The following is a 25,858-nucleotide window of genomic DNA, read 5'->3' as shown; positions in this document are numbered from 1 at the left end:
GCGCCGCGCCACGCGGGGTCCCCCGTGCCCAGCGCCATCGCCGTGGCCTGCGCGATCGCGCTGTTCGGCGCCGGCCCCGCTGTTGCACAACAGGGCAGCACTGTGTCACAACAGGACAGTTCGCTGCCCACCGTCACCATCGTCGCCGCCGCGCCGCTGCCCGGCATCGGCGTGGAACGCGATGCCTTGCCCTATTCGGTGCAGAGCGCCGACGGCGAGGCGGTGACGGGCCCGCGCGCGGGCAATCTGGTCGAATACCTGAGCCGCAATCTGCCCGGCGTCAACGTCAACGAGATCCAGGGCAGCCCGTTCCAGGCCGACGTGACCTATCGCGGCTTTCGCGCTTCGTCGATCCTCGGCGTGCCGCAGGGCCTGTCTGTCTATCTGGACGGCGTTCGCGTCAACGAACCGTTCGGCGACGTGGTGAACTGGGACATGATTCCCGAAGCCGCGCTCGACAATGTCGCGCTGGTGTCGGGCTCAAACCCCGCCTACGGCCTGAACACGCTCGGCGGCGCGCTCGCGCTGACCACCAAATCCGGTCTCACCTCGCAGGGCTTCGGCGCCGACCTGTCCTACGGCAGCGGCGCGCGCAAGCGGGCCGATCTGTCCTTCGGCGCGCGCAGCGAGGACGGCTGGCACGGCTTCATCGCCGGCACGCTGTTCAAGGAGAACGGCTGGCGCGACCATTCCGATGGGCGGCTCGGCAACCTGTTCCTGAAGGCGGGCCGCAGCAGCGGGTCGACCGAGTGGGACGTGTCGCTGCTGCACGGCAGCAGCAGGCTGGTCGGCAACGGCCTGGTACCGGACTATCGGCTCGATGGCGACGCAGCGGTGCCCGACCTGTACGCGGCCAACCGGCGCGCGGTGTTCACCTATCCGGACCAGACCCGCAACCGCGTCACGCAGGTCATGCTCAACGGCAGCCACTGGCTCGACGACAAGACCCGCATCTCCGCGATGGCCTATGTCCGCCACAGCCGGCGCGATACCGTCAACGGCGACGTCAGCGAGGACTATGCCGAGTACGCCGAGGCCTGCGAGGATGGTTTCCATCCCGACGGCTCGCCGGTCGACGACGACTGCGGCCTGACACGAGAGCAGGGCGCCGCGTTGCATCCGGCCGTGCTGAACACCACCCACACCCGCCAGCGAGGGGAAGGCATTGCGCTGAGCCTGGCCAGGGAGCTGGGCGCGCACCGCATCAACATGGGAATGACGTTCGACGCAAACCGCGTCCGTTACGCGCAGTACGAGCAGGAGGCGCTGCTCAGTGCCGACCGGGGCGTGACCGCCGCGCCGGGGTCCGACGTCGAGCTGTTCTCTGGCGCCCATGGCAAGTCGCGCGCGATCGGGCTTTATCTGGCCGACCTGTGGGCGCTGACGCCGAGCACCCATCTGAACCTGTCGGCACGCTGGAATCGGCTGAAGGTCACCAGCACGCTGATCGACAGCGACGGCAGCGACAAGCCGACGGAGCGCTTCACCTACAGCAAGCTCAATCCCGCCATCGGCGTGACCCAGCAGGTCGGGGCGGGGCTGACGCTGTTCGCCAGCGCCGCGCAGAGCAATCGCGTGCCGACCGTGATCGAGCTGGGCTGCGCCGACCCCGCCCAGCCATGCCGCTTGCCCGCCGGCCTGCAGGCCGACCCGTATCTGAAGCAGGTCGTGTCCCGCACCTACGAGGTCGGCGCGCGCTGGCGGCCGTCGCGCGACTTCGAGCTGTCGGGCGCGGCCTACCGCACCGACAATCGCGACGACATCCTGTTCCTGCGCGCACCGAACAGCCAGCAGGGGTATTTCTCGAACTTCGATCGCACCCGCCACCAGGGCCTGGACCTGCTGGCCAACTGGCGCCTCGACGCGGTCACGCTGCGGCTCGGCTACAGCTATCTGCAGGCCACCTACCAGGCCAATGGCCGCATCCTGGCCGGCGAGCGCACCATCGACGTCCGGCCCGGCATGCGGCTGGCCGGATTGCCACGGCATACGCTGAAGTTCGGCGCCGACTGGCGCGTGACGCCGTCGTTCGCGGTGGGCGCCGACGTGCTGGCGGTGTCGTCCAGCGTGATCAGCGGCAACGAGGACGGCCTGGCCAGCGACCCGCGGCCGGGCAGGGCGCCGGATGCGCGGCGCTGGGATACCGCCGGCTATGCCACCGTCAATCTGCGCGCCAGCTATCGGGTCAGCAAGCAGCTCGAGCTGTATGCGCGCATCGACAATCTCTTCGACCGCCGCTATGCCAGCTACGGTCAGCTGGCCGAGAACATCCTGCCGGACGGACGGCTGGTGCAGCCGCACGTGGCGCCGCAGGATGCGGCGACGTCGCGCTTCATCGCCCCTGGGGCGCCGCGCAGCATGTTCGTCGGGCTGCGGTACCGGATGTAGCGCGGGACAGGGGGACGGCAGGGCGGCGCGGGGCCGATGTCGCGGGGCCGATGTGCTAGGCTCCCGCACTTTGCCCTTCACGCCATCGCCATGCAGCCGTCGTTCGCCGCCTTTCGTGCCGCGCTTGCCAGTTTCGTCAGTTCACGCGCCCTCAAGCTCGCCGTCGGTCCGATCGTGGTGCTGCTGATCGCCGGTGCGATCTTTCTGGGCCTGCCGCTCGTCATGCTGATGACCGGCGTCGTGCCGCCTTGGGTACAGGCGCTGTACGGGGGCGCGGGTGGGGTCGCGCAGACGCTGCTGGTGGTGCTGTACCAGCTCGCGCTGATCCTGCTGGTGGCGCTGTGGTCGATGCCGGGCGCGGTCGCACAGATCGGACCGGCTTACTCCGCAGCCGGCCCGTCTCCCGACGCCATGGCGGGCCAGCGCGGCGCACTGGCGCACTACATCGGCACCTATATCGTGCTGTGCGCGGTGATCCAGTTCCTTGGCACGGTGCCGCTGCTGTACGGCGTGGCCAACCTCGCGGCCCAGGGCTGGCTGGCGATGCGGCTGATGCCGTATCTGGCCCTGCGCAAGCGCGCATCGGCCGGCGAATTCGCGGCGCTGACCAAAGCTTGGCGCCTGCCGTTTGCCGGCGTGGCGATCGCTGGTGTCGTGCTCAGCGGCCTGATCGCCGCGGCCATCTCGGGAGCAATCGCGCTGCTGCTGCCCGGGCCGGCAGCGTTTGCCGGCGTGACCATCGGGCGCGTGCTCGGGATGCTGTTTCTCGTTTACTGGTTCGCGCACCTGTCGCTGCGGGCGCTGGCCGCGATGCGGGGAGATGCGGCGAGCGCCCGGCCCGCGCTGCCGTAGGCGGAAGGCCATCGCGGTAAAGCGGTGGCCTCTGGCGCCTACGGGCGATTGTTCCGGATCATCGCACCCGGCGGCCCGCTCGATCCGCCGAACCAGGGCTCGACCCGCGCCTGGTTCTGTTCGACCAGTACCGAATAGTTGTCCTTGAAGCTGTTCGGGAAAAAGATCATGCCGGGGCTCGCCACCCGGTTTCCTCGTACCAGGATGCCGGACAGCGTCGCGCCCGGCATGCCTTGCACCGCCAGCCCGCGCGTGACGTTGCGCGCCGCCGTGCGCATCACGAAGACCGGGTCGCCATCCTCGGCGACGGTGTTATCCAGGCAGTCGATATTGAAGGTCGGCAGATAGGTGTTGTCGCCATAGGGACCATAGGCCGCGATCGCGATGCCGTCGCCGGCGTTCATGTTGTAGTTGTGGTCGATCACGCTGTCGAACACGCCGCCAAAGAACAGGATCGAATTGAGCGCGCGGCCATGCATGTTGCGGAACTCGTTATGGCTGACGGTGATGCGCAGATAGCCGGTGGTGATGTTGATCACCGAGGACGAATCGGGCACCACGTCCCATGGCGTCGCCAATTCCATCACGCGGCCCTTGATCGATTTCAGATGCCGGTACTGGCCGACGCCCGTGCCGGCGACGATCGACATCAGCACGTTCTCCGGATTGCTGGTGCCGACCATGTCCCAGTTCGGATCGCGCGCCAGCGTCACCGTACTGGCCGAGCTCGCGGCGAGCCTGCCCAGATACGCGCCGCCGCCGCCGTCCGTCGTAAAGAACTGGTTGGTCGGCGTGTAGGTCATGTTGCGGAACAGGTTGTAGCCGAGATAGAAGTTGCGCGTGGCGTTGGCCGTGGTGCCGCTGATCATCGGCCGGCTGGCGCCGATCACCACGCCTTCGTTGATCTCGTCCTGCGCGCCGAACAGATTCTTGGTGACGACGACGTTCTGGCTGTTGGCAATGCCGTAATCGCCCTTGGTCGCCCGATTGCCAGCGATCAGCACGCCGTCGCCGTAGTCGATGGAGAGCGTCTTGCGCGAGCTCAACGTCGAATTGACGATGCGCAGGTCGGGCCCGGAAATCTTGATCAGCTGGGCGCTTTCCGCGCCGTTGGTGTAATCGGCCGACACGACGAAATTGACGCGCTGGATCAGGATATGGCCGTGCGTGCGCGGATCGCTGCCCAGGTCCGCGGCCCGCAGCATCGTTTCGCGATGGGGCCCGCGCAGCGTCAGCGAGGCGATGCCGAAATGACTGTCGCCGGTGATCCATGACGCGGGGGTGGCCGCGGCGCTGTTCGCCTTGCCGAGCAGGGTGGTCGCGTCCTCCGATTCCCCAACCAGATACTGATGGCGGCGCAAGGCGATCGTTCTCGAGATGGCGAATTGCCCGGCCGGCAGCTTGAAGACGGTGCGGACGCCGTTGCTGCGGTTCTTGTCGAGGCACGCTTGCAGCGCCGGGGCGTTGTCGGTGACGCCATCGCCGGCCAGTCCCGGGCATGCCACTACCGCGGGCGCTTTTGGCGCGGGTTGAATGCGGATCGGCACCGGCAGCGCCGCGGTCAGGTCCTTTTTCGGGGAGCCGATCCACACATGGTAGGGGCCCGGCGCCATGTCGGCGGGCACGGCCGCCACCAGCGCGGTATCGTCCGCGTGCTCGACCGTCAGCGGATAAAGCCGGTTGTCGGCCGATTGCAGATAGGCTTCCTTGCTGCCGTTGAAGTTCTTGCCGAACAACCGCAGCTTGCCTCCGGCCTCGGCGCCGCAGTTGACCAGCTCATGCGCCGGCGCCTCCAGGCTGGAATCGGTATCGGGCGTGCCGAGAATCCACTGGATTTCCGGCCGATTGACGATGCCTTCCAGCGCCGGCACCGCGCGATCCTGATCCTCGATGCGGTAGGCGTAGGGGCCGTATTTCAGGTTGGCCGGGATGGTGAAGGTCAAGCCCGTGGAACTCAGGTTGACGGCCGGCACCGTGATCGCGCTGGCCCGGACCGCGCTGCGCCAGTCGGTCATCCCGGACGTCAGCGCCGCCAGCCGCACGGTCTTGCGGTTGGCGGTGAAGGCGCCGCTCATCAATACGCTCTGGCCGGGCCGGTTCTCGCGCGAGGTCCAGAAAATGGCGTTCTTCTCGTAGACCGGATCGATGTCCGGCCGCATCCGGTTGACATCAACGAACACCGCCCGCTTGCCGCTGCCGGTGTCGCCGTTCCTGCCGATCATCGGGTTGGCGCACCCGCTCAGCGTGCCGGCTTCGGTAATGGGCGCGACCGGCGTGCCCGCCGCGACCGCGGGCGCCGAAGCCCCGCGCGCCTCAGCGCCGCCCGCCACCGCCTGCCAACAGCCGAACAGCGCCAATGCGGCCGTCAACAGGCGCTGTCGAAAGCGAAACGCTGGTTTCATGGCTCCTCCCGGTTGTGTCTGGCGAACGGACGGCCATGGCAGAACTGCGCCCATCGCCTATATCGGACGGGCCATTAACGTCTGAAAACGACGCCCGTCACAGTACGAGACGGCACACAAGGAGGAATCGCAAGACCTGCCGTCTTTCCTGCTTAGCGGAGGGGGATCAAATGGCCTACAATTTGGCATCAATTGATCCAAGAGGTGCGGATATGCTGATCGTTCCCCCCGAACACATCAGCGCGGCCATGGCGCTGTCGCCTCCCCGCGTATCCATCGCCGAACTCGATGCCGCGGTGCGGGAAGGATTGCCAAAGTCCGCACTCCGAGAAATCGTCGAACACGTGGTCCGAACTTCGGACGAACGACGGATGTTGATGTCGCGGATCGTGCCGGAAGCGACCTTCAAACGCCGCAAGGACCGCCTGACGCCGGACGAGTCGGAAAAGACAGAGCGTCTGGCTCGAATCTTCGCGACGGCCCGTTTCGTATGGGATGACGAAGAGGACGCCAGGGAATTCCTGCATGCGCCCCATCCGCTGTTGGACGGTCACACACCGCTCGACGTATCGATGACGGAGCTGGGCGCCAAGCGGGTCGAGGAAGTTCTCTGGAGGCTCTTCTACGGCATGGCCGCGTGATGCGGATCTACCGGATCGCAGATCGGCGCCATGAAGTGTGGAACGGCAACGGCGCCATGCTCGTGGGCGGGCGTTTCAACAGCCCGGGCGGCCCCGTCATCTACGGCTCCCTGAGTTTCGCGGGCGCAATGCTCGAGATTCTCGTTCACTCACGCATCGGCAAGGTGCCTCGCCAGCATGTCGTGGTGGTTGCCGACGTACCTGACGACATCGCGCTCGAACGTGCAGGGCCGGACGACTTGCCGGCGGGATGGGACGCCGTGAACGATCCCCGCACGGCTCGCGGCTTCGGCGATCGCTGGCTGGCCGACCTCCGATCGGCCGTGCTGATCGTGCCATCGGTCGTTGCCCGGCTCGAGTGGAACGTTCTGGTCAATCCAATGCACCCGGATGCAGCCAGGCTGGTCGTCTCGGCGCCGGAGCCGGTGCGTTGGGACGAGAGGCTGTTCCGGGCGCCGTAGTCCGTGTCCGCCGCCGGGCAAGCTCATCCGCCGATTGCCGATGAGGGATGGAAGCCCCGGGGGCGGTCCCCCGGGACTGTACGCGCTGTACGGCCGTACGAGCGTTACTCCGCCGAAATCTTCGCCCGCTTCACCACCTCGCCATAGCGCTGCAGGCGATCGGCCATCATGCGTTCGAAGGCGGCGGGGGCCATGTCTTCCGGCGGGACCACGCCGCGGGAGCGCAGGGCGGCCTGCATGGCGGGATCGCTGGCCGCCTTGCGCACGGCCTGGTAGATCTTCTGCACCACCGGCTGCGGCGTGCCGGCCGGTGCGGCGATGCCGGTCCACGAGCTCAGGTTCAGTTCGGGATAGCCCAGTTCGGCCAGCGTCGGCACGTCCGGCAGCTGCTCGAGGCGCTGTTCGGAGGCGACCGCCAGTGCGCGGACTTTGCCGTCCTTGACGTGCGGCAGCATGATGACGAGGTTGTCCAGGATGAACTGCACCTCGTTGCTCAGCACCGCCGTGATCAGTTGCGAGCCGCCGCGGTACGGGATATGGGTCGCCACCGCGCCGGTGCTGGCCTTGAACATCTCGACGTTCAGCTGGCCCATGCTGCCGACGCCGCCGCTGCCGTAATCCAGCTTGCCCGGGTTCTTCTTCGAATAGGCGATGAACTCCGCGAAGGTGCGCACCGGCAGGCTGGAATGCACGACCAGCGCATTGGGCTGCCGGCCCAGGATCGCGATGTTCTCGAAGTCCTTGATCGGGTCATAGCCGATGCGCGGCTGCGTCAGCGGATTGGCCAGGTGGCTGCTCTGCGACGACACCACCAGCGTGTAGCCGTCCGGCTTGCTGCGCGCGACGACCTGCGTCGCGACCGAACCGCCCGCGCCGGGACGGTTGTCGACGACCACCGGCACGCCAAGAATGCGCGACAGCGGCTCGGAATACTGGCGCGCCATGATGTCGACCGATCCGCCGGGCGGGAAGGGGACCACCAGCGTGATGGGACGCGACGGCCAGTTTTCCTGCGCCACGGCGCCAAGCGGCGCGGCGGCGGCAATGGCGGCGGCGCTCAGGCCAAGACCAACGAAGCGGCGGCGGGAGAAGGGCAGGTTCTGCATGATCAGAAAGGCAGGATGGAAAAGGGATTCGTTCGATGGCGGGACATGCCGCTCATTGCAGCCCGAGGATGGCCAGCGCCAGGGCCTGCGCCCGTGGCACGAAGGTGGACAACTCGCAGTACTCGCGCTCGGTGTGCGGATGGCCGCCGACCGGGCCGGTGCCGCACAGCGTCGGCGTGCCGGCCGAGCTGGTCAGGCCGCTGTCGGCCGCGCCGCCGGTGAATTCACCGTCGACGGTAAAGCCGACGCGTTCGGCGCTGCGCTGATAGAGCGACAGCAGGGCCGCGGGCGTCGTCGCCATCGGCATCGTGCGGCGCATGTCGGTGATGCGCCCGCGCGTGCGGGGAATCGATTCGGCCTCGACGATCTCCCGGATGCGGCCGTACAGCGCGTCCATGTCGGTATCGGCGGTGAAGCGCACATCGAGCTGCGCCCTGGCATGCGGCGCGACCATGTTCGGCACGATGCCGCCCTGCACGCAGCCGACATTGGTGGTGATGCCCAATGCCGGGTCGGTCAGCGCATGCAGCGCCAGGATCTTGCGCGCCAACGCATCGATCGCGCTGGCGCCATGGGCGTGGTTGATGCCCGAGTGCGCGGCCACGCCCTCGACCTCGAACTCGACCACCATCGAGCCCTTGCGGCCCGTCACCAGGTTGCCGCTGACGCGCCCCGGCTCGGCATTGAACACCGCGCGTACCTCACGGGCGACGGCCATGATCCGATCGCGCGTGGCGGGCGAGCCGATCTCCTCGTCGCACGAGAAGAACAGCCGCACCGGCGGCGCCTGCCGGCCCAGCCGCGCCAGCGCCTCGGCAACGAACACATTGAGCACCAGGCCGGACTTCATGTCGGCGACACCGGGACCGTAGGCGCGTCCATCCTCGACGCGGAAGGGCCGCCTGGCCGCCGTGCCTTCGGGATAGACCGTATCCATATGCCCCATCAGCAGGACCGGCAGGCCCTCGCCGGAGCCCGGCACCTTCGCATCGAGGCAAACGCCGTATCCCGGCACCGCATGAAAGCGCACGGCGATGCCGGCGGCTTCCAGATGCGCGCGCAGGACCTCGGCCACGGCCTGGACGCCGGCTTCGTGGCGGCTGCCGCTGTCGATGTCGACGATCTTCTGCAGCAAATCCTGCATCGCCTGATGCTGGCCTTGCAGCCAGTCCAGCAGCGCCTGCGCGCCCTGGGCAACTTCCTTATCCTGCATGGGGTTCCTGTTCGCGACGGATGACCGAATACCGAAGACCGGTGCCCGGTTCGCGATGAAAGACGTGATGGGAGGCGCAACAACATGCACCATGAAACATGTATTGCAACGGTGATATCATCATGCAATACGTATTGCAGAGTGTCAATATGACGAACTCCCGCAAGGAAAGCGCCGATCATGGCGCCACGCTGCTCGACCGGTTGGCGCGCGAAGCCGCCACGTTGACCGCGCGCGAGCGCGAGCTGGCCGACGCGCTGACGCGCGGCTATCCGCATGTGCTGCTGGAATCGGCGACCGCGCTGGCGGCACAGCACGGCACCAGCGCGTCGACCGTGGTCAGGCTGTTCGCCAAGCTCGGCTATGCCAGCTATGCCGACGCCCAGCGCGAAGCGCGGGCCAGCGTAACGGCGGCGCTGCCGACCGCGGGACAGCGCGCGCCGGCGCTGATCGGCGGCAAGCGAACCCTGCGGGCCTGCCTCGAAGATGCGTTGATGCACGACCAGCACAACCTGACCGCCACGCACGAATCGCTGGACATCGCCGCGTTCGAAGCGATCGCGCGGCTGCTGGCCGGAGGAAAAGGGCGTCTGTTCATCCTCGCGCAGAAGAACAGCGCGCCGGTCAGTGCCTGGCTGGCGCTGCATCTGAACATGTGCCGCCCCAATGTGCAGGAGCTGGGGGCCGGCGCGGTGACGGCCACCGACGCGATGCTGTGGGTGCAGCCGGAAGACGTGCTGCTGACCTTCAGCGTCCGCCGCTATTCCAGCGCGCCGGTCAGCATCGCCCGTGCCTTCCGCGAGCGGGGCGCCCGCGTCGTCGCCATCTGCGACAGCCCCGCCGCGCCGCTGGTGCCGCTGGCCGACCACCATCTGCTGGTGCGCACCGCCAACGCATCCCCCTTCGACTCCTACACGGCGGCATTCTTCCTGTGCAATGCACTGGTGTCCGCCGTCGCTCAATTGCGCCAGCCGGCGGTGATCGAGGCGCTGCAGCGGCGCGATGCGCTGTGGCAGGCGTTCGAGACCGATCCGGTGGAGGGACTGCGAAAGGGGTAGGGCGCGAAGGTCCGGTACTTGCCCGGCGCCGGCCCCGCTGTCGGCGCGGGCACCGGCATGGTGTTCGGCATCGACCGATCCCCGCCAAATGTGGACACCTTGGCATGGCTTGGCGTCCCGATTCCGTCCGCCTAAGCTAGTGGTCTGGCTAAAAAAACCACGGGGAGACGAGGACGATGAACCGGCCGAATCGACGTCGTGCGACATGGATCGGGCTCGGCATTGCCGGTATGGTGGTCATCGCGCTGGCCGCCGGCGCGGCGTGGCTGCTGTCCTTGCCGCCGGCCACAACTCCCGCCGCGCCGCCGGCGATCGCCGAATCCGAGCGGGCCGCCACGCTGTCGGCGCTGAAGCCACCCAAGCGCCCGCGCCCGGTAATCGCCATCGTCGGCATCAACGACGCCACCGAAACCACCGACTATCTGATGCCCTATGGCATCCTGCGCCGCGCCGACATCGGCGAGGTGGCGGCATTGGCGACGCAGCCCGGACCGGTGAAGCTCTACCCCGCGCTGCGGGTCGAGCCGGATGCAACGATCGCGCAGTTCGACGCGCAGCATCCCCAGGGCGCCGACTACGTGCTGGTCCCGGCGATGAGCCGAGACGACGATCCGACCGTGCTGCAATGGATCCGCGGCCAGGCCGCCAAGGGCGCCACCGTGATCGGCATCTGCGCCGGAGCGAAGGTGGTGGCCGCAGCCGGCCTGCTCGACGGCAAGCGCGCCACCACTCATTGGTACTACCTGAACGACCTGCTGGAGAAGCATCCCACGGTACGCCACGTCCCCGATCGGCGCATCGTGGTCGACGGCCGCGTCGCCACCACCACCGGCATTTCCGCCTCGATGCCGATGACGCTGACGCTGATCGAAGCCGTGGCCGGCCGCGACAGGGCAGAGGCGGTCGCCCGCGACCTGGGCCTGCCGCATTGGGATGCGCGCCACGACAGCGACGCCTTCACCTTCACGCGTCCCTTCGCCTTGACGGCGATGGGCAACACCATGGCGTTCTGGAACCGCGAACGGCTCGGCATCGCGCTGCGGCCCGGCGTCGACGAGGTATCGCTGGCGCTGGTCGCCGACGCGTGGTCGCGCACCTACCGTTCGCAGGCCATCTCCTTCGCCGCGCAGCCGGGGCCGATCCAGACCCGGAACGGCATCCGGCTGCTGCCCGAGCAGGTGGGCAAGGACTGGGATGGAGAACGCACCATTGCACTCACCGCGGAACCGCACCCGGCGAAGGCGCTTGATGCGGCCCTGAACGGCATCGGCCAACGCTACGGCACGCGTACGGAAGCACTCGTCGCCATGCAGCTGGAATATCCCGGCGAACATGGGCGAACCGAGACGCGAACCACCTCAATGCAGTAGAACCCAACGGAGGAGACACGATGGCAAAGATGATTTTCCTGAACCTGCCGGTCCGCGATCTCGCGGCCGCGACGCGCTTCTACGAGGCGATCGGCTGCGTCAGGAACGAGCAGTTCAGCGACCATCAGACCTCGTCGATGGTGTGGTCCGACACCATCAACTTTCATCTGATGACGCACGCCTATTACGGGACCTTCACCAGCAAGCCGATCGCCGACGGGCACCAGACCAGCGCCATGCTGATCGCGCTGTCGATCGACAGCCGCGAGGAGGTGGACGCCATCGTCGAAGCCGCGAAATCGGCCGGCGGACGCGCCGACATTCGCGAGCCACAGGACATGGGCTTCATGTACCTGCGCACCTTCGAAGATCCGGACGGTCACCTGTTCGAGCCGGTGTGGATGAACCCGGCGGCGATGATGGGCGAGCAGGACGCGCAATAGCGGAACGCCGGGGACCGCTCGGCAGGTTTTTCTCCGCGCGTAGCGGTCCCGCAGCGCATCCCCACGACACATCGCCGCACGTCGCAATACCCCGCAGCACGTCACAACATCCAGTCGATCGGCAGCAACGACAAGCCCCGGATCCACAAGCGCTCCAGCCAGCTGGTATTGGGCTCGGTATCGTGGCGAATCGTGTCGCTGCCGCGCCTTTCGAGCCAGTACAGGCTGCCGTCGTCGGCCAGCCGGACCTCATAGGCGTTCTGCGGAACGCTGGTATCGAATGCCGATTCGATCCTGCCGGCCAGCGCGGGACTGTCGATCACGAAACCCAATTCGGTATTCAGATGGGCCGAGCGCGGATCGAAATTGAGCGAACCGACAAAGGCCCGCTGCGCATCGACGGCGAACGTCTTGGCATGCAGGCTTGCGCCGGAGCTGCCGAACGGCCCGGTGCGCTCCTCGGGCCTGGAGCGGGGAGTGGTATCGGCCTTGTCCGCGGGCGGCGCGACTTCGCGCCGCAGCTCGAACAATTGCACGCCGGATTCGAGCAGCGCGCGGCGCCATTTGACATAGCCGGAGTGCACCACCTTGACGTCCGTGGCCTCGGCCGCATTGGTCAGCACGCGCACCTTGACCCCCTTGGCGGCGAGGTCGGCAAAGGTCTTCGCACCGGCCTCGGTCGGAACGAAGTAGGGCGACACCAGGTCCAGCTCGCGCGTCGGCACGCCGATGGTCTCCATCAGCTGATGCCCGATCAGTCCATTGCTCGGCGCCTTGCCCAGGACCTTGGCGGGATCGTCGCTGACGATCCGTGTCTTCGCCCACTCGAACGCCAGGGTGCCATCGATGATGCGACGGTAGGCCGGCAGTGCCTTCAGGGCGTTCATGTAAGCCGTGGCGGCGGGGTCGCGCTCCGCGGTGGCGGCCTCCCGGGCCAGTTGTTCCAGCCTGTCCGGGGACACGGGCAACGCGATCCGGTTCACCGGATACGCACTGGCGCTCGCCCAGTAGCGATCGAAGTCCCGTTCGACCTCGGCAGCAATCGGGCCGACGGCCAGCACGTCCAGATCGGAAAACAGCACGCCATCGGTGGCGCCAAAATATTCGTCGCCGACATTGCGTCCGCCCACGATGGTCGCCTGCGCATCCACCGTGAACGATTTATTGTGCATGCGCCGGTTCAGGCGGCGGAAGTCCGTCAGATAGCCGATGAATTTCGGCGACCGCACGACGAAAGGATTGAACAGGCGGACCTCGATATTGGGATGGGCGTCCAGCGCGGACAGGATTTCGTCGAGGCCCGAGATGCCGTTGTCGTCCAGCAGCAGGCGCACGCGCACGCCGCGCTCGGCGGCTTCATGCAAGGCATCGAGCAGCAGCGTGCCGGTGGTGTCGCGGCGCCAGATGTAGTACTGCACGTCCAGCGTGCGCTCGGCCATGCGGGCGCCATGGACCCGCGCGGCGAAGGCCTCGCGCGGATCGGCCAGCGGGTGGATGCCCGACAGGCCGGGACGCTCGGCCAATGCCGGCGCCAGCGCGCGGCCCAGCGCCGTGTCGCGGGACTCTTCCGGCGTCAACGCATGCGATTCGGTTCGGGGTTCCAGCGGTGGCAGGGCGCATCCGGCGAGCACGAACATCGCGAAAACGGCGGGGACCAGCGGACGCAAGCGGGCGAACAGGCGATGGGAGGCAGTGTGCATGGACGTTCGAGACGATCGACGGCCCGGTCAACGGACTGAAGAAGATACGAACTATAAAGCAGCGCCACGCCATTGCTTCGCCGCGGCACGGCCGGTTCGCGTCATGGTGGCGCAAACCCGTGTCGACGCGTGCCTGCACTCAAAACCGGTGATTGACCGTCAATTCCACCCGCCGTCCGGCCCCTTGCAACCATTGGGTCGGATTGTAGTAGGCCGTTGCGACATAGTGCCAATCGAACACATTGAAGCCGCGCAGTGACAGCGTGGTGTGCTTGCGCGGCCGCCATTGCAGCAGCAGGTCGGTGGTGGTGTACGCCGGCATCTTGAGCGTATTGGCGCGGTCGGCGAAGCGGCGGCCGACATGGCGGATGCCGGCGCCGGCCGTCCATTCCGGCAGGAAGCGCCAGGTCAGCCAGGCATTGGCCAGGCGCTCCGGCACGTCGGTCGGCACGTTGCCATTGCGCGAGACCGCCGTGCCGTTGACCGATTCGGTGAACCGGTCGTAGCGCGCCTGCAGCAGCGCGGCATTGGCATCGAGCCGCCATCCCGGCAGGAATTCGACGCCGATGCTGGCCTCGATGCCGCGCGAGAACTGCTCGCCAACCTGTACGCTTTGCGTGGGATTGACCGCGTCGCGCGTGACCAGGTTCTTCTTGACGATGTGGTAGGCCGCAACGGTCCATTCCCCTTTGCCATTCCAGAAGTCCTGCTTGACGCCGGCCTCGACCTGGCGACCGGTGGACAGCTCGAAATTGCTGTTCGACGAGGAAAGCATCAGCAATGCGCTGACGGGATCGGCCGCTTCCGAATACTGCGCGTAGACAGCCAGATTCGGCGTCAGGTTGTACACCGTGCCGGCACGCCAGCCGATGTGCGAAAACGTCCTGTCGAATGGCTCCCGATTGGCCACCAGATCGTGGCGCTCGATCCTGGCATGGTCATAGCGCAAGCCCCCCAGCACGGACCACCGCGGCGTGATTTCCAGCCGATTCTCGGCGAACAGGGCGTACTGCACCGCCTCGTTGCTGTAGCGCGGCGTGGTGCCGGCGACGTTGATGAAATTGCCGCGATCGAACGTGTAAGGATCGACCACCGTGCTGCCCGAGTAGGGCGAATTATTGGTATGGCGAAACGATGCCCGATTGACATCGAAGCCGACCGACACGCTGTTGTTCATGCCGAACAACGCATGGCGATAGACCGCATCGGTGGTATTGCCGACCTGCCATTGATCGTGAAGGATCTCGACATAGGACGAACGCTGGATCAGGCCGCTCGCCGGCAGATAGTCGTAGTACTCGGCATTGCGCCAATGACGCTTGCTGTCGATGTAATACGCCCGCGAGCGAACCGTCAGATCGGCGTTCGGCATCCACCGCGCCGATAATTCGGTCCACTGGTCGTCGAACTGGATGCGGCTGTCGCTGACGTTGTAGTTTCGGGTCCGCAAGGACGGATCCTGGCGGCCATTGACGAGCGGCACGCCGAAATACCGTGCCGGCTGCTGCCAGCCCTTGGCGTAGCTCAGCTTGATGCCGAGCTCCGGCGTTGGATCCCATTGCAGCGCGCCCGAGACGGACAGATTGCGCGAATCGCCGAAATCGACCGACCCGTCCGTGCGATTGCCGCTGATATCGAAGCGGTATGACCAGCGCTCGTCGATCGCGCCGCCGCTGCCGAAGGCGAGCCGCTGGGTATTCTCCGTACCGATCGTCGCCTGGACTTCGTTTTCCACCGGTCCGCGCGTCGGCTTTTTCGGCACGACATTGACGACGCCGCCGATCGCGCCTTCGCCATAGATCACCGAGGCGGGTCCGCGCAGTACCTCGATGCGTTCCACCGACCAGGTGTCGAAGGGATACGTCACGCCGATCCCGCCGTATTGGCGCACGCCATCGTAGAGCCGCATCACCGACGCCGCATCGGTAAAGCCGCGGGCGGACAACGAAGCGCCGCCATTGCCGGGATGGCCGAGGCCCGACAGCCCCGGTGCACGGATGATGGCATCGACCAGCGATACATCGCCGCGGACTTCGAGCTGATCGCGGGCAATGACGTCTACGCTGGCCGGCGTCTGCATCGGCGTCAAGCCGAGGTTCGATCCGGTCGAGGCCGGCTCATCCAGCGCGGTCTGCCCGGCGGCATGGACGGTGACCGGTGCCAGTTCGTGGACCTCAGGAGAAGGGTCGGCCGCCTGGGCGGAAAGGCATACTGCGGCAGCGGCTAGCGCCACCTCGCGGGGAAGGAGTCGGGCCATTGGGAAAGCGGGCGTGTCCCAGGTGAGACGGCAGGAATGCCGCGAGACACCGTTGTTTTTGGTGCCCGATTCTATTGGCCACGCCGTACACGGTACATGCGACACCATGCCGCAGGACCCGCGCGGGATTTCGTCGCACAGTACGGATCGGCGCGGCGATCCGCCTCGCTTGTCAAAAAAATGACGCCAATAGGCCAATAACCCCAATAACCCCAATAACCCAATAACCCAATAACCCAATAACCCAATAACCCAATAACCCAATAGCTTCGATAGCGCCATCACGCATTCACCGCTCCCGCAGATGTCCGTACCGACACCCCGATCGCCCGCCGCAGCGCCTGCCCCAACGTCCGCCGCCCACCGCACGCTTTGGCGCTGGCATTTCTACGCCGGCCTGTTCGTAATGCCCTTTCTGATCGTGCTGGCGATCACCGGCACCATTTACTGCTTCCAGCCGCAAATCGAACCCTTGCTGTATCCGGGGCTATTGCGCGTGACACCGCAGGGCGAGCCGCTGTCCCCGCAAACGCTGCTGGAGCGGGCGAGGGCGGCCGCGCCGGCCGGCGCCGTGGCCACGACCTACACCATGCGCAACGATCCGCGCGCCAGTGCGGAGTTCATCTTCCGCCTGCCCTCTGGCAACAGCGAAAGCCTCTATCTGGATCCCTATTCAGGCGCGGTGCTGGGCAGCCTCAGCGTGGAAGACCGCTTCATGAAGCAGGTCCGGTTGCTGCATCGCGCCCTGCTGGTCGGAAAGCCCGGCGAATTGCTGATGGAACTGGCCGGATGCTGGACGCTGGTGATGATCGCCACCGGCCTGGCCATGTGGTGGCCGCGCTTGCGCGAATCGGGTGTGAGGGCGTTTGCAATGCGGCCAGCAAGCGGCAGGCGAGGGCGATGGAAGGAGATCCATCTGATGCTCGGCGCATCGCTCGCCATCGGTGCGCTGGCGTTCGTGCTGTCCGGCCTGCCGTGGACCGCATTCTGGGGCAAGCAATTCAAGGCCATCACGACCGCCGCGAACCTGGGGCGCCCGGGCGATGCTGGAGCAGGGCACACGCACGCCCCGGTCCGTGAGGGCAATCATGCCGCTCATGGCGATCACCGGCGACACGGCGGGACGATGGAATCGCTGCCGCTGAGCGAAGTCCCGTGGGCGACGGGATTGACCGCCGTGCCGGTCGGAACCAGCGCATCCGCCGGCCATGCGCCGATCGGTCTGGATCGGGTCGTTGCCATCGCCGGCTCGCGCGGAGCCGGCGCGGGATGCCAGGTGGCACTACCGGGAACGCCCGATGCGGTCTATTCGGTGTCGTGCTTCCCCAGCGACCCCAAGGCCGAAAGAACGCTGCATATCGATCCGCACAGCGGCAATATCGTCCGGGATATCCGCTACGACGACTACGGCCCCGTCGCCAAGGCCGTGTCGTACGGCACCTCGCTCCATATGGGCCGGTATTTCGGCCTTGCCAATCAGATCGCATGCGCCGCGATCTCGCTCGGCCTGATGGCGCTGGCCATCACCGGCTTCGTCATGTGGATCAAGCGCAAGCCGGCCAACGCATTGGGCGCGCCGTCGCGTCCGTCGAGCCCGCCGCCGATGCGCGCATGGATTGCCGGACTGGCGGTACTGGGGGCGATATTCCCGCTGATGGGAGTCACGATGCTGCTGGTCTGGCTGATCGATCGGCTCGTGGACAGAGCCGCCGGCGTGCCGTCGAGACCGGTACGGCAATGATCGGGACGGGATGTCCCGACCGGGATCGGCGGATCGGCGGATCAGCCCGTCCCGGCACCCGTGGTCGGCTGCAGCACGATAATGGCCATGCCGGCCAGCGCCACCGCGGCGCCGAGGACGTCCCAGCGCGTCAGCGGCAGCCCGTCCACGATGCGAAGCCACACCAGCGCGACGGCAATATAGACGCCGCCATACGCCGCATACGTTCGACCGGCGGCGGTGGGATGCAGGGTCAGCAGCCAGGCGAAGGCCGCCAACGCCAGGGCCGCGGGAACCAGCAGCAGCGGGGTCTTTTCCTGCTTTAATACCAGGTAAGGCAAATAGCAGCCGACGATCTCGGCCAGCGCCGTCAGCACGAACAGCGCCGTATAGGCAAGGAAGGTCACGATCGAAGCGGGCAGGGTGGCGGTGGACCGCATTGTCCCATGGCGCTGCGGAGTTTCCGTCAGGCTGACGGAACGGTGCTAAGGTACGAGCTGCCTGCGCCGGGAGACATCGATATGAAGAACAACGAATTGCCGCAAGACCAATCCGCCTCCGCATTGATCGACGCCCGCATCGAGGAACTGGGCGACTGGCGAGGCGAAATGCTCGCCAGACTCCGCGCCCTGATCAAGGAAGCCGACCCGAACGTCATCGAGGAATGGAAATGGCGCGGCGTTCCGGTGTGGTCGCACAACGGCATCATTTGCACCGGCGAGACCTACAAGAGCGTCGTCAAGATGACGTTCGCAAAGGGCGCTTCATTGCCGGATCCGGCAGGGTTGTTCAATTCGAGTCTTGAAGGCAATACGAGACGGGCCATCGATTTCGCGGAAGGCGCGCAAATCGACGAGAAGGCGTTGAAGGAGTTGGTGCGTGCGGCGGCTTTGCTGAATGGCACAAAGGCAAAGAAGTAGGTTGCCATCAGAATCGCAGAGCATCCACGACGCTGCCGACGTATTCCCGGATACATACGAGGAAGAGGGGAAAGAGTGCTATTCGCCGTTCGCTTTCATGATATTCCTGGGCAAACACACGTACGGACTAGCCACTTCAAAGCCCACATCGACTGGCTTGACGGGCATCGCGACCGGATCCTCATCGCCGGCTCCTTAAGAGAAGCGGACTGTGAAGCTCCAGTCGGAGGGCTATGGATCGTCAGTGCGGCCAACAAGCTTGAGGTCGAAGCGCTGTTGCAGTCGGACCCGTTCTGGGTGCATGGTCTGCGAGAAAAAGTCGAGATTCACTCGTGGCACCGCGCCTTCCCTGACCCCGTCACGATATGATCAAGTCCGAATTGCACGAGTTTTTGACGTCGACCTTCGACCTTGTCGTTGACCCGGTAGAGCGTGGCAATGGCAGGACCTACTTCTTAAAACGGGTCGATTGGAGGCCAGGATCTACGACGAGAGTTCTTCGCGTAGAAAGCTCGGATGAAACGGTACGTCATATCAGACTTTGCGTTTCATCCGACAACAACAACAGCGTTTTCGCAATACACCCGTTGCGACTGTCCAGCTTGGTGAAGGTTGTGGGGGATGAAATAGGGCGTCTCCACGAGCGCGAAGGCGCATCCGGCTAGTTCATGGCCAGTCTCGCCTTGGACATGGCCGGCATCATCATGCTTACTCCTGCAGCCACCTGGCCCGCACGCGCCCGAAGTCGCCAGTAGCGGTGCTCAGATGCAGCCACTGGTCCACGAAGTGCTTGAACACGTCATCGCCCTGCGGCAGCAGATAGGCCATCTCCGCATACTGCAGCGGCTTCTGCGGATTGACGGCGCATAGTTCCGGATGGGCCTTGCTTTGCACGATGGCTTCGGCGGCTTCCGTGACGAAGACGTCGGCATTCTTCTTGATGACCTCGTCGAAGATGGTCACGTTGTCCGTATGGATCCGCAATTGCGCGCGGCCGAGATGCGTCCGTGCAAAACGCTCGTTGCTGCCGCCGGGATTGGCGATCACACGCACCGCCGGCTGATTGATCGCCTCGATGGTCTGGTACCTGGCGACGTTCTCGCAGCGGGTCAGCGGCGTCTTGCCGTTGATCATGTAGGGCGCACTGAAATAAGCCTGCCGCTGGCGTTCCAGCGTCACGGAAATACCGCCCACGGCGATGTCGCATTTGCCGGCCACGAAGTCCGGCATCAGGTTCGACCAGCTCGTCTTGACGTATTGCGGCTTGGCCTGCAGCGCGGCAGCGAGCGTCTGCATCAGGTCGACGTCCAGCCCCTCGAATACGCCCGGCGCCTTCTCGAAGCTGAAAGGCTTGTAATCGCCCGGCGTGCAGACCCGCAGCGTGCCGCTTTGCTGGACGCGGTTCAGCGTCGAACTGGCCGGCTGGGCCAGCGCGAAGCAGGGCAGGGTGGCTGCGGCCACGACGGCAAGGGCTTTGGTTGCGCTGATCATTTCGCAAATCTCCTCATCGACTTGTGACATGTAGTTCGGATGTCGAAGCGGGATTGTGCACGAAATGTCCGGGCGGCCTATCGAGCTGGGCAATTGCCTGCCCAATTTGCCTACGCGCAATTTGCCCATGCGCAATTTGCCCATGCGGAATGCAGCGGGAGCGAATGCGGGCTCAGGTTCGACTGCTTTCGAGGCCGACTGCCTGCCGAGGCAGCGTCTTTGCCAACAACATCGCGAACGCGGCGGTGCCCGTCGAGCACCGCCGCGCCTCGCGACATTACGGTGCGAGCGGATGTCCGATCACCATCCCGTTGTCCGGCGTAATCCGGATCCATGTGCCCGCCAGCGGCTGCTCCTGCTCACCGGGCTTGCTGTAGTCGCAGACTCCACCCGGGAACACCGCGCGTAACGCCGCGAGATCGGCCTCTTGCTGCGAACCGGTCCACGACGGATTGCGTTCCGCGTAGCCCGCGTAGTCGCTGACCGTCACGGGCTTGAGCTGGCATTGCATCGTCCGGGCATGGAGCGGCTCGCCCGCCTCGAAGCGGGGATACGACGAGGCAGGGAACATCGAATTGCATCGCGACGGCGTTTCGCTGACCTCGACGACGTCGGCCGGCGAATTGCTGCCATTGCCCTTGCGGAACACGGTGCTGAATCCGCCGAATCGCTGCGGCTCCGCGATAAAGTCGTCGGCCGCGCCAGCCGTGGTGGCACCGAAACAGCCATCGACGATGTCAGCCGGTTTGTTCTTCACGACTTTTGCCGCGCGCGAATCGGCGGTGCGGTCGCTGACCACCGCGGTCAGCCATCGGTCCATGCCAAAGAACGCCTCTTGCATGGCCGGCAACGATCGCCCGGTGTGAGCGGGGCGCGGAGCCTGAACGGGCATCGTATGGTGGGCATTCGGATCGTGCACGAAGCTGCCCACATTGGCCGTTCCAGTCCACATGACATGATTCGCGAACTGGCCCGTTGCCGCCGCGATACGGGCGCGGACAATGAAGTGGAAGAACTTCAGATGCATATCCCCGGCGCCCGTGAACTCGTTGTTCAAGCCATCGAGGTTCAGGATGGCGGTACTACGAAGGCCGGCCCCGCCATACATGATCATGCCCGTCTGATAGGCCCGCTTCAGCGCCTCGGCGTCCGCGCGCATGCGATCCGTGCGGAGATTGCCGTCAATATCCTGGCCGCCAATTTTGCGATTGAGGTCGATGAATTGCGCCATGGAAATCAAACCGGTGTTCAACGCGTTGAGGCCGTACTGGATGCCGACATTTCCGGTGAACGAACGAGCGAATCCCGTCGACGGATCCACGCCAAGAATGTTCTTGTTGTGGTCGTTCACGTTGGGACGAAGACCGGTCGGATTGGCGGGCAGCAGGCTGACCGGCGGCGCCGGCAGGACGCCCATGGGCGCGCTGGTCACCACGTTGGCCGGGCTGTACTTCTCGGCATTGCCGATGACCGCATTGAACACGGAGCTGTTTCCGGCGCCTCCCATCACGTTGTCCCGATCGCCCTGGTTCGCCGGCCGCAGAACCGAATCCGTTCGCGCGGCCCAGAAGCTGGCTTGCTGGCGAACGCTGTGATAGGTGCCATAACCCGAGGCAGCGGCAATCTCCGCGTTGGTCCAGTTCAACAGCGTCGGGTCCGCGGCGCGCCTGGCGGCGGTGGCATTGTCGTAAGTCGGATCGTAAGGACTGTTGGGGACAGGCGAGTAGGTCCCGTTCTGCGTCGTCCCGCCCTTCGTATGATTGAGCTGGAAGTTGTAGAACAGACGGCCTTCCATGCTTTGCGGGCCGCCGTTATCCGGAAAGCCCGCCAGCATGACGATGCCATCCAGCAGTCCCGGATAGGTATCGGCAATCATGCTCTGCTGCATGGCCGATCCGGAGGAACCCCAACCCATCGTGTAAAGCACCGGCCCGTTCGCTTCGATGAACCGCTCCTTGACCATCATCATGGTTTCGGCGGAGATGATGTGATTGCAGTTCTGGCCGAAATAATTCAGCGTGGAATTGGCTACCGCGAACCCCTTGCTGAGCGGAAGATCATTCAAGGCATTGAAATCGCCGGCCGCGCCGTTCGCGGAATTGTTCGAGCCGCCCACGGGGCCCATCGATCGGCCCTGGACATACCAGCCGCCTCCGCAACTCTGCCCGAACGGGTAGACCAGCCGCCCGTTGAATTCACTGGGCGGATTCACCGCGCTGGGATTCGGGTTCTTCTTTGGATCTCCCAGCACGGCGATCTGGTAAATGCCTCGATTGATGACGCCGGTCTCCAGTCGAACGATATACGGCACGGTTCGGCCATCGAGCAGCGTGGTTGTCTCTACATTGGCCGGCGGATTCGCCGGATCGTACGGCTGCCAGACCGCGGTTCCTGACTTCGTCGCATCGTGATAGACCCAATCGACCCGGGTTGGGGCGGCGCAATTGGGATCGGTGTTCGGCCCCGCGGTGAGCGTCGGGCCGCCCGGATAGACCGTGAACGTATCGGTCTGGCAGTGGAAGCTGCCTTCCTGGGGCGCGTACAGAATCGGTCCCTGGATGGGATAGGCGGTCAGCGTCAACGATCCGCGCACCTTCGCGTCGGCGGCCGCGTCGACGACGTCGATCCTGTTCTCGCCTTGCTTCAGCCCTGACACCAGGCCAAGCATCGATTTTCTCGACGGATTCGGCTTGAAGCTGCCCGTGACATCGACGCCGTTCAGCTTGACCTTCGCGCCGGCAATGTTGCCGCCATCGGCCTGCGTCAGTTCGATCAACGTGTCATCGCCACTGACCAATCCCTCCGGCGAAGACAGGCTCTTGACCGTCACCGCCGGTTTCGCGGGTTCGTCGCGGTCGCCTCCACATCCGGAAACAGAAAGCACCAAAGCCGTCAGCCCGACGACTGCAAAGGGCAGGGCGGTCCGAGTTCCCCGTCGGCCTTCCCGTGCGACGGATCGATTGCCCGCTCTTTGTGGGGCGCTTTGCCAAACCATGATTGTCTCCTGATGTTTCAGTGGAAATCGGCACTGATGGCCTTATATATTCCGCTGTGCGGAATAATTCATAAATATCGCGCTGGGAAATAAGCAGTCTATAGCGCGCAGGGAAGTTCTCAATGCGAAAACATCCCCGCCGAAGCATTTATTGTGAACCGGCATATGTTCCATGCACCGGAGTAATGCCATCCCGGTTTCGGTCGATGAGCTCGACCGCCAGCGACGGTAATGTGTGCTACATATTGCGTCGGCGCGGCTTTGAAGGCGGCGCGGACCGGTCGGCCAAGGGGTGGCGCCACCGAGAACGAACCACTGCAGAGGGAGATATCTCGCCGGCCATGGATTTGAATTGACCTCATTCCCGGCGGGCAGCGTGACAAACGGCGGATATATTCATTTATCGCGACTTCCAACCCGTGCATGCCGATAAATGCGACGCCCGAGAATATTTCCACTCCAGCAAAGGCCGATGACTTGCATTCCTCAATTCGTACGCCGAAGGCATCTCGGCGTCTTTTTTGGCTAAATGGGAAAATTCCAGCCATTCGCTTTGAGATGGAAAGCAGTCCAATCGGACATGCTGCAGTTTCGACCGGCCAAGCTCGACCGGCCAAGCGTCTTGCGCGAGGATTGGCTCGGCAGAATCCTTTCCCAGTCGAACCAGAGTGGCTCGGACCTCGACCCGCCGGCGACTGCAACGTCGGGGCGACTCCCAGCACGGACATTTCTATTTATCCAGAAGGTGACATTTCTATTCACGCCTAACACTCGTGCCGCCGATAATGTTTGTTATGTTAAATGGCAGATATCCCTGCGCCGCGCGCTCCTGGCCGGCTCACGTTAATTTGCAGAAGTTTGTTACCCGTTTTTGCATAAATTTGTTACCCGCCCCCTAGGCGCTCACCTTTCGGATGCTGGCAGTTCCGATGACGCCTTGTTCGTCCGTACAGCCCGCTGTGGACGCCCTTGCGGGTGTCATTTGGCCCCAAATGCCTCTCCGATCTGCCGGGCCCGTTTGACTTCATCGCTATGCAGATAGACCGACGTCGTCGACACGGACGCATGCCGCAGGTTGTCTCGAACGATGGTCAGTTCCGCGCCGCTTCCTAGCGCGTGTGTGGCGTGCGTATGGCGCATCCAGTGTGGACTGGCGCGGCGCAGCTTGTCCGCGGCCGCGGGATGGTCCGCACCAATGACATCCGCAGCCAGCTTGAAGAACCGCTTCACCACATGCCATAGCCGCGTGCTCGAGATGCCGATCTCGGGCTCGCCGCCCAGATCACCGACCAGGCGAACCTCGGGACGCCACAAACGCCGACTGATGGGCAGTCCGCGTTCCGTCAGGTAGCGCTCCACCGCCCGTCGCGCCAACGGGGGCATTGCCACGTTGCCGCTGCGGCCGCCCTTGCCGGTCAGCTTGAGCCATTCGTCGCCTTGCGCGTCGGTCCAGACATCCCCGAGCGTGGCTCCTACCAGCTCGCTGGGGCGTAGCCCGGTCGCATAGGCAAAATCCAGCACGAAGCGCAGGCGCTGCGCCGCGGCGGCCTCCCAGCCGTGGGACCATTCGAGCCCGTCAGCAATGGTCCGCACTAACTTCCATTCACCGTCGGTAAAGGCGCGCGAATTGTCCAGCGCCGCGGTGCGGCCGCCGCCGCGCACCTTGATGCCGGCGAAGGGATTGGCCAGCACGTAGCGTTGCTCGACCAGCCAGCGGAACATCGCCCCAAGGATCGACAGCGCATGGGCGACCGAGCGTGCGGCCAGCGCACCGGTGAACGGCCGCCAGTCCGGCGACGAGCGCGGGCGTGGCGGCCCGACCCACCGCTCTCGCGGCATGGGCCGCCGCAGGAAGGTGCGGTAGGCCACGGCGTCTTCGGTGGTCAACGACGACAGCGGCCGCTGACGCTCGACGATGGCCCACAGCATCAGCCGTTCCGCTTCCTTGCGGTAGGTGCGATGAGTGGCCGGCGACTCGTGCAGTGCCAGCCAGGCCTGCACCGCCTCGTAGTCGTTGTCCGCGGTCAAGGTGCACGTCGCGCGCGGGGCGCGAAAGCGCCCTTCGGAGCCGTCGACCTGATGGGGCAAGCGTAGTTGCTCCCACGGCACGACGCTGCTGCGCCGCTCCTGCACGATCAGCGCGCGGGCCCGCTCGGTCAGCTCAGGATGCGCGGCGAAGAACGCCTCGATCTGTCTGGCACCGGTAGCGCCCAGCCCGGGGATGGTTGCCCACCAGCGTCGACGCCTGGGCACGCGCACCGTCAGCGCCGCCAGCGTCTCGATGCCGTGGGCGCGCAAGGCAGCGACGGCGCGAGCCGGCAGCCAGCGACTGATGTCGTCGGTGATCGCTGGCTGTGGCGTGGGCAGCGTGCGCAAGACCTCAATAGCACGGTCGGCCGCCCTGCCCTGCGCCACCCGCGCCGACGCCGGTATCTCGAACAACGCGGCCAGATCGTCGCGGCCGCGCTCGCGTGCCAGCGAGGCGAGCCGGCGGCGAATGCGGCCCAGCACGGCGCGCGAGGATTGGCCGCGCGCCCTCTCCTCTCCCAGGTATTGCGCCACGGCTTGCCGGGAGCTGAGGCCGGCATGCCAGGCACGCAGCGCGGCCAGGGAGGCGGCATCGGGGAATGCCGTGGAAGCATCGGCGGAGGCCGTATCCATACCCGTGCTGGCGGCAGATGCGGAGTTCGGTAGGGTCAGGCGCGATTTCATGGGCGCCAGTTTAGCGCACCGAAATGGCTATTATGATAAGCATACTGTGCCGTTCGTATTTTGGCGAGAATGGCTCGGAGCCCCGCTAGGCTCTACAAACCTTGACCGTCTTGTAGAACATTGATGACG

At 65.4% G+C, this 25,858-nt stretch carries 19 protein-coding genes; 10 read left to right on the top strand and 9 right to left on the bottom strand.

What is annotated here, in order from left to right; genetic code table 11:
- Together F1599_RS18920 and F1599_RS18915 are read left to right on the top strand one after the other, a co-directional pair.
- On the top strand, window positions 1–2,388 hold a 2,388-nt coding region (locus F1599_RS18920; protein WP_317845756.1), incomplete at its 5' end, for a TonB-dependent receptor.
- Window positions 2,389–2,478: 90 nt separating this feature from the next.
- Window positions 2,479–3,240 carry a hypothetical protein gene (locus F1599_RS18915; RefSeq protein ID WP_150084123.1) on the top strand — a complete coding sequence of 254 codons (762 nt, stop codon included), beginning with the start codon at window positions 2,479–2,481 and terminating at the stop codon, window positions 3,238–3,240.
- A gap of 38 nt (window positions 3,241–3,278) precedes the next feature.
- Here F1599_RS18915 and F1599_RS18910 read toward each other — a convergent pair whose 3' ends face one another.
- Entirely contained in the window at window positions 3,279–5,642 is a 2,364-nt protein-coding gene (locus tag F1599_RS18910) for a glycosyl hydrolase family 28-related protein (RefSeq protein ID WP_190286408.1), read from the bottom strand.
- Window positions 5,643–5,854: 212 nt separating this feature from the next.
- Here F1599_RS18910 and F1599_RS18905 point away from each other — a divergent pair, with 212 nt between their 5' ends.
- Both F1599_RS18905 and F1599_RS18900 read left to right on the top strand, forming a co-directional pair.
- Complete coding sequence (locus F1599_RS18905) at window positions 5,855–6,283, top strand: antitoxin Xre/MbcA/ParS toxin-binding domain-containing protein (RefSeq protein WP_149318727.1); 429 nt, start codon at window positions 5,855–5,857, stop codon at window positions 6,281–6,283.
- On the top strand, window positions 6,283–6,744 hold the full coding sequence (locus tag F1599_RS18900) for an RES family NAD+ phosphorylase (protein WP_149318922.1): 462 nt from the start codon (window positions 6,283–6,285) through the stop codon (window positions 6,742–6,744). The genes F1599_RS18905 and F1599_RS18900 overlap by 1 nt, the downstream gene beginning before the upstream one ends.
- 104 nt (window positions 6,745–6,848) lie before the next feature.
- Here F1599_RS18900 and F1599_RS18895 read toward each other — a convergent pair whose 3' ends face one another.
- Both F1599_RS18895 and F1599_RS18890 read right to left on the bottom strand, forming a co-directional pair.
- Entirely contained in the window at window positions 6,849–7,850 is a 1,002-nt protein-coding gene (locus F1599_RS18895; protein WP_006578080.1) for a Bug family tripartite tricarboxylate transporter substrate binding protein, read from the bottom strand.
- A gap of 52 nt (window positions 7,851–7,902) precedes the next feature.
- Entirely contained in the window at window positions 7,903–9,063 is a 1,161-nt protein-coding gene (locus tag F1599_RS18890; protein ID WP_150084121.1) for a M20 family metallopeptidase, read from the bottom strand.
- A gap of 149 nt (window positions 9,064–9,212) precedes the next feature.
- On the opposite strand from F1599_RS18890, the gene F1599_RS18885 reads away from it, so the two are divergent.
- The 3 genes from F1599_RS18885 to F1599_RS18875 all read left to right on the top strand — a co-directional run bounded on the left by F1599_RS18885 (window position 9,213) and on the right by F1599_RS18875 (window position 11,934).
- Window positions 9,213–10,121: a MurR/RpiR family transcriptional regulator gene (locus F1599_RS18885; protein ID WP_150084120.1), complete on the top strand. Its 909-nt coding sequence runs from the start codon at window positions 9,213–9,215 to the stop codon at window positions 10,119–10,121.
- 176 nt (window positions 10,122–10,297) lie between these two features.
- Window positions 10,298–11,491, top strand: a complete 1,194-nt coding sequence (locus F1599_RS18880; protein ID WP_150084119.1) for a DJ-1/PfpI family protein — start codon at window positions 10,298–10,300, stop codon at window positions 11,489–11,491.
- A gap of 20 nt (window positions 11,492–11,511) precedes the next feature.
- A complete protein-coding gene (locus tag F1599_RS18875; protein WP_150084118.1) occupies window positions 11,512–11,934 on the top strand; it encodes a VOC family protein in 423 nt (140 codons plus the stop codon).
- Between the two features lie 101 nt (window positions 11,935–12,035).
- On the opposite strand, the gene F1599_RS18870 is transcribed toward F1599_RS18875, so the two are convergent.
- Both F1599_RS18870 and F1599_RS18865 read right to left on the bottom strand, forming a co-directional pair.
- On the bottom strand, window positions 12,036–13,634 hold the full coding sequence (locus F1599_RS18870) for a phospholipase D family protein (protein WP_190286407.1): 1,599 nt from the start codon (window positions 13,632–13,634) through the stop codon (window positions 12,036–12,038).
- A 139-nt stretch (window positions 13,635–13,773) separates the two neighbouring features.
- Window positions 13,774–15,891 carry a TonB-dependent receptor gene (locus F1599_RS18865; RefSeq protein WP_223819760.1) on the bottom strand — a complete coding sequence of 706 codons (2,118 nt, stop codon included), beginning with the start codon at window positions 15,889–15,891 and terminating at the stop codon, window positions 13,774–13,776.
- A gap of 304 nt (window positions 15,892–16,195) precedes the next feature.
- On the opposite strand from F1599_RS18865, the gene F1599_RS18860 reads away from it, so the two are divergent.
- Window positions 16,196–17,632: a PepSY-associated TM helix domain-containing protein gene (locus F1599_RS18860; protein WP_150084117.1), complete on the top strand. Its 1,437-nt coding sequence runs from the start codon at window positions 16,196–16,198 to the stop codon at window positions 17,630–17,632.
- Between the two features lie 41 nt (window positions 17,633–17,673).
- On the opposite strand, the gene F1599_RS18855 is transcribed toward F1599_RS18860, so the two are convergent.
- Window positions 17,674–18,051 carry a YnfA family protein gene (locus tag F1599_RS18855; RefSeq protein ID WP_149318719.1) on the bottom strand — a complete coding sequence of 126 codons (378 nt, stop codon included), beginning with the start codon at window positions 18,049–18,051 and terminating at the stop codon, window positions 17,674–17,676.
- A gap of 81 nt (window positions 18,052–18,132) precedes the next feature.
- Between F1599_RS18855 and F1599_RS18850 the strand changes: the two genes are divergently transcribed.
- Window positions 18,133–18,531, top strand: coding sequence for a DUF1801 domain-containing protein (locus F1599_RS18850; RefSeq protein ID WP_150084116.1), 399 nt, complete (start codon window positions 18,133–18,135; stop codon window positions 18,529–18,531).
- A gap of 75 nt (window positions 18,532–18,606) precedes the next feature.
- Window positions 18,607–18,900 (top strand): YciI family protein, encoded by a 294-nt coding sequence (locus tag F1599_RS18845; RefSeq protein ID WP_150084115.1) that lies wholly within the window; start codon window positions 18,607–18,609, stop codon window positions 18,898–18,900.
- A 339-nt stretch (window positions 18,901–19,239) separates the two neighbouring features.
- Here F1599_RS18845 and F1599_RS18835 read toward each other — a convergent pair whose 3' ends face one another.
- The 3 genes from F1599_RS18835 to F1599_RS18825 all read right to left on the bottom strand — a co-directional run bounded on the left by F1599_RS18835 (window position 19,240) and on the right by F1599_RS18825 (window position 25,729).
- Window positions 19,240–20,022, bottom strand: coding sequence for a transporter substrate-binding domain-containing protein (locus tag F1599_RS18835; protein ID WP_150084124.1), 783 nt, complete (start codon window positions 20,020–20,022; stop codon window positions 19,240–19,242).
- Window positions 20,023–20,299: 277 nt separating this feature from the next.
- The gene (locus tag F1599_RS18830) at window positions 20,300–23,017 is read right to left on the bottom strand and encodes a DUF6351 family protein (protein ID WP_150084113.1); all 2,718 of its coding nucleotides are present in this window, start codon (window positions 23,015–23,017) and stop codon (window positions 20,300–20,302) included.
- A 978-nt stretch (window positions 23,018–23,995) separates the two neighbouring features.
- On the bottom strand, window positions 23,996–25,729 hold the full coding sequence (locus F1599_RS18825) for a phage integrase family protein (protein ID WP_081311600.1): 1,734 nt from the start codon (window positions 25,727–25,729) through the stop codon (window positions 23,996–23,998).
- Between the last annotated feature and the right edge of the window lie 129 nt (window positions 25,730–25,858).

The organism is Cupriavidus cauae, from assembly GCF_008632125.1.
GTDB lineage: Bacteria > Pseudomonadota > Gammaproteobacteria > Burkholderiales > Burkholderiaceae > Cupriavidus > Cupriavidus cauae.
Note: the sequence above shows the minus strand (reverse complement) of the source record. Positions and strands in the feature narration are given on the sequence as shown.

Bases quoted from the DNA above. Each gene is read 5' to 3' on its own strand.
- F1599_RS18915 (WP_150084123.1), top strand. From the start codon at position 2,479: ATGCAGCCGTCGTTCGCCGCCTTTCGTGCCGCGCTTGCCAGTTTCGTC.
- F1599_RS18910 (WP_190286408.1), bottom strand. From the start codon at position 5,642: ATGAAACCAGCGTTTCGCTTTCGACAGCGCCTGTTGACGGCCGCATTG.
- F1599_RS18905 (WP_149318727.1), top strand. From the start codon at position 5,855: ATGCTGATCGTTCCCCCCGAACACATCAGCGCGGCCATGGCGCTGTCG.
- F1599_RS18900 (WP_149318922.1), top strand. From the start codon at position 6,283: ATGCGGATCTACCGGATCGCAGATCGGCGCCATGAAGTGTGGAACGGC.
- F1599_RS18895 (WP_006578080.1), bottom strand. From the start codon at position 7,850: ATGCAGAACCTGCCCTTCTCCCGCCGCCGCTTCGTTGGTCTTGGCCTG.
- F1599_RS18890 (WP_150084121.1), bottom strand. From the start codon at position 9,063: ATGCAGGATAAGGAAGTTGCCCAGGGCGCGCAGGCGCTGCTGGACTGG.
- F1599_RS18885 (WP_150084120.1), top strand. From the start codon at position 9,213: ATGACGAACTCCCGCAAGGAAAGCGCCGATCATGGCGCCACGCTGCTC.
- F1599_RS18880 (WP_150084119.1), top strand. From the start codon at position 10,298: ATGAACCGGCCGAATCGACGTCGTGCGACATGGATCGGGCTCGGCATT.
- F1599_RS18875 (WP_150084118.1), top strand. From the start codon at position 11,512: ATGGCAAAGATGATTTTCCTGAACCTGCCGGTCCGCGATCTCGCGGCC.
- F1599_RS18870 (WP_190286407.1), bottom strand. From the start codon at position 13,634: ATGCACACTGCCTCCCATCGCCTGTTCGCCCGCTTGCGTCCGCTGGTC.
- F1599_RS18865 (WP_223819760.1), bottom strand. From the start codon at position 15,891: ATGGCCCGACTCCTTCCCCGCGAGGTGGCGCTAGCCGCTGCCGCAGTA.
- F1599_RS18860 (WP_150084117.1), top strand. From the start codon at position 16,196: ATGTCCGTACCGACACCCCGATCGCCCGCCGCAGCGCCTGCCCCAACG.
- F1599_RS18855 (WP_149318719.1), bottom strand. From the start codon at position 18,051: ATGCGGTCCACCGCCACCCTGCCCGCTTCGATCGTGACCTTCCTTGCC.
- F1599_RS18850 (WP_150084116.1), top strand. From the start codon at position 18,133: ATGAAGAACAACGAATTGCCGCAAGACCAATCCGCCTCCGCATTGATC.
- F1599_RS18835 (WP_150084124.1), bottom strand. From the start codon at position 20,022: ATGATCAGCGCAACCAAAGCCCTTGCCGTCGTGGCCGCAGCCACCCTG.
- F1599_RS18830 (WP_150084113.1), bottom strand. From the start codon at position 23,017: ATGGTTTGGCAAAGCGCCCCACAAAGAGCGGGCAATCGATCCGTCGCA.
- F1599_RS18825 (WP_081311600.1), bottom strand. From the start codon at position 25,729: ATGAAATCGCGCCTGACCCTACCGAACTCCGCATCTGCCGCCAGCACG.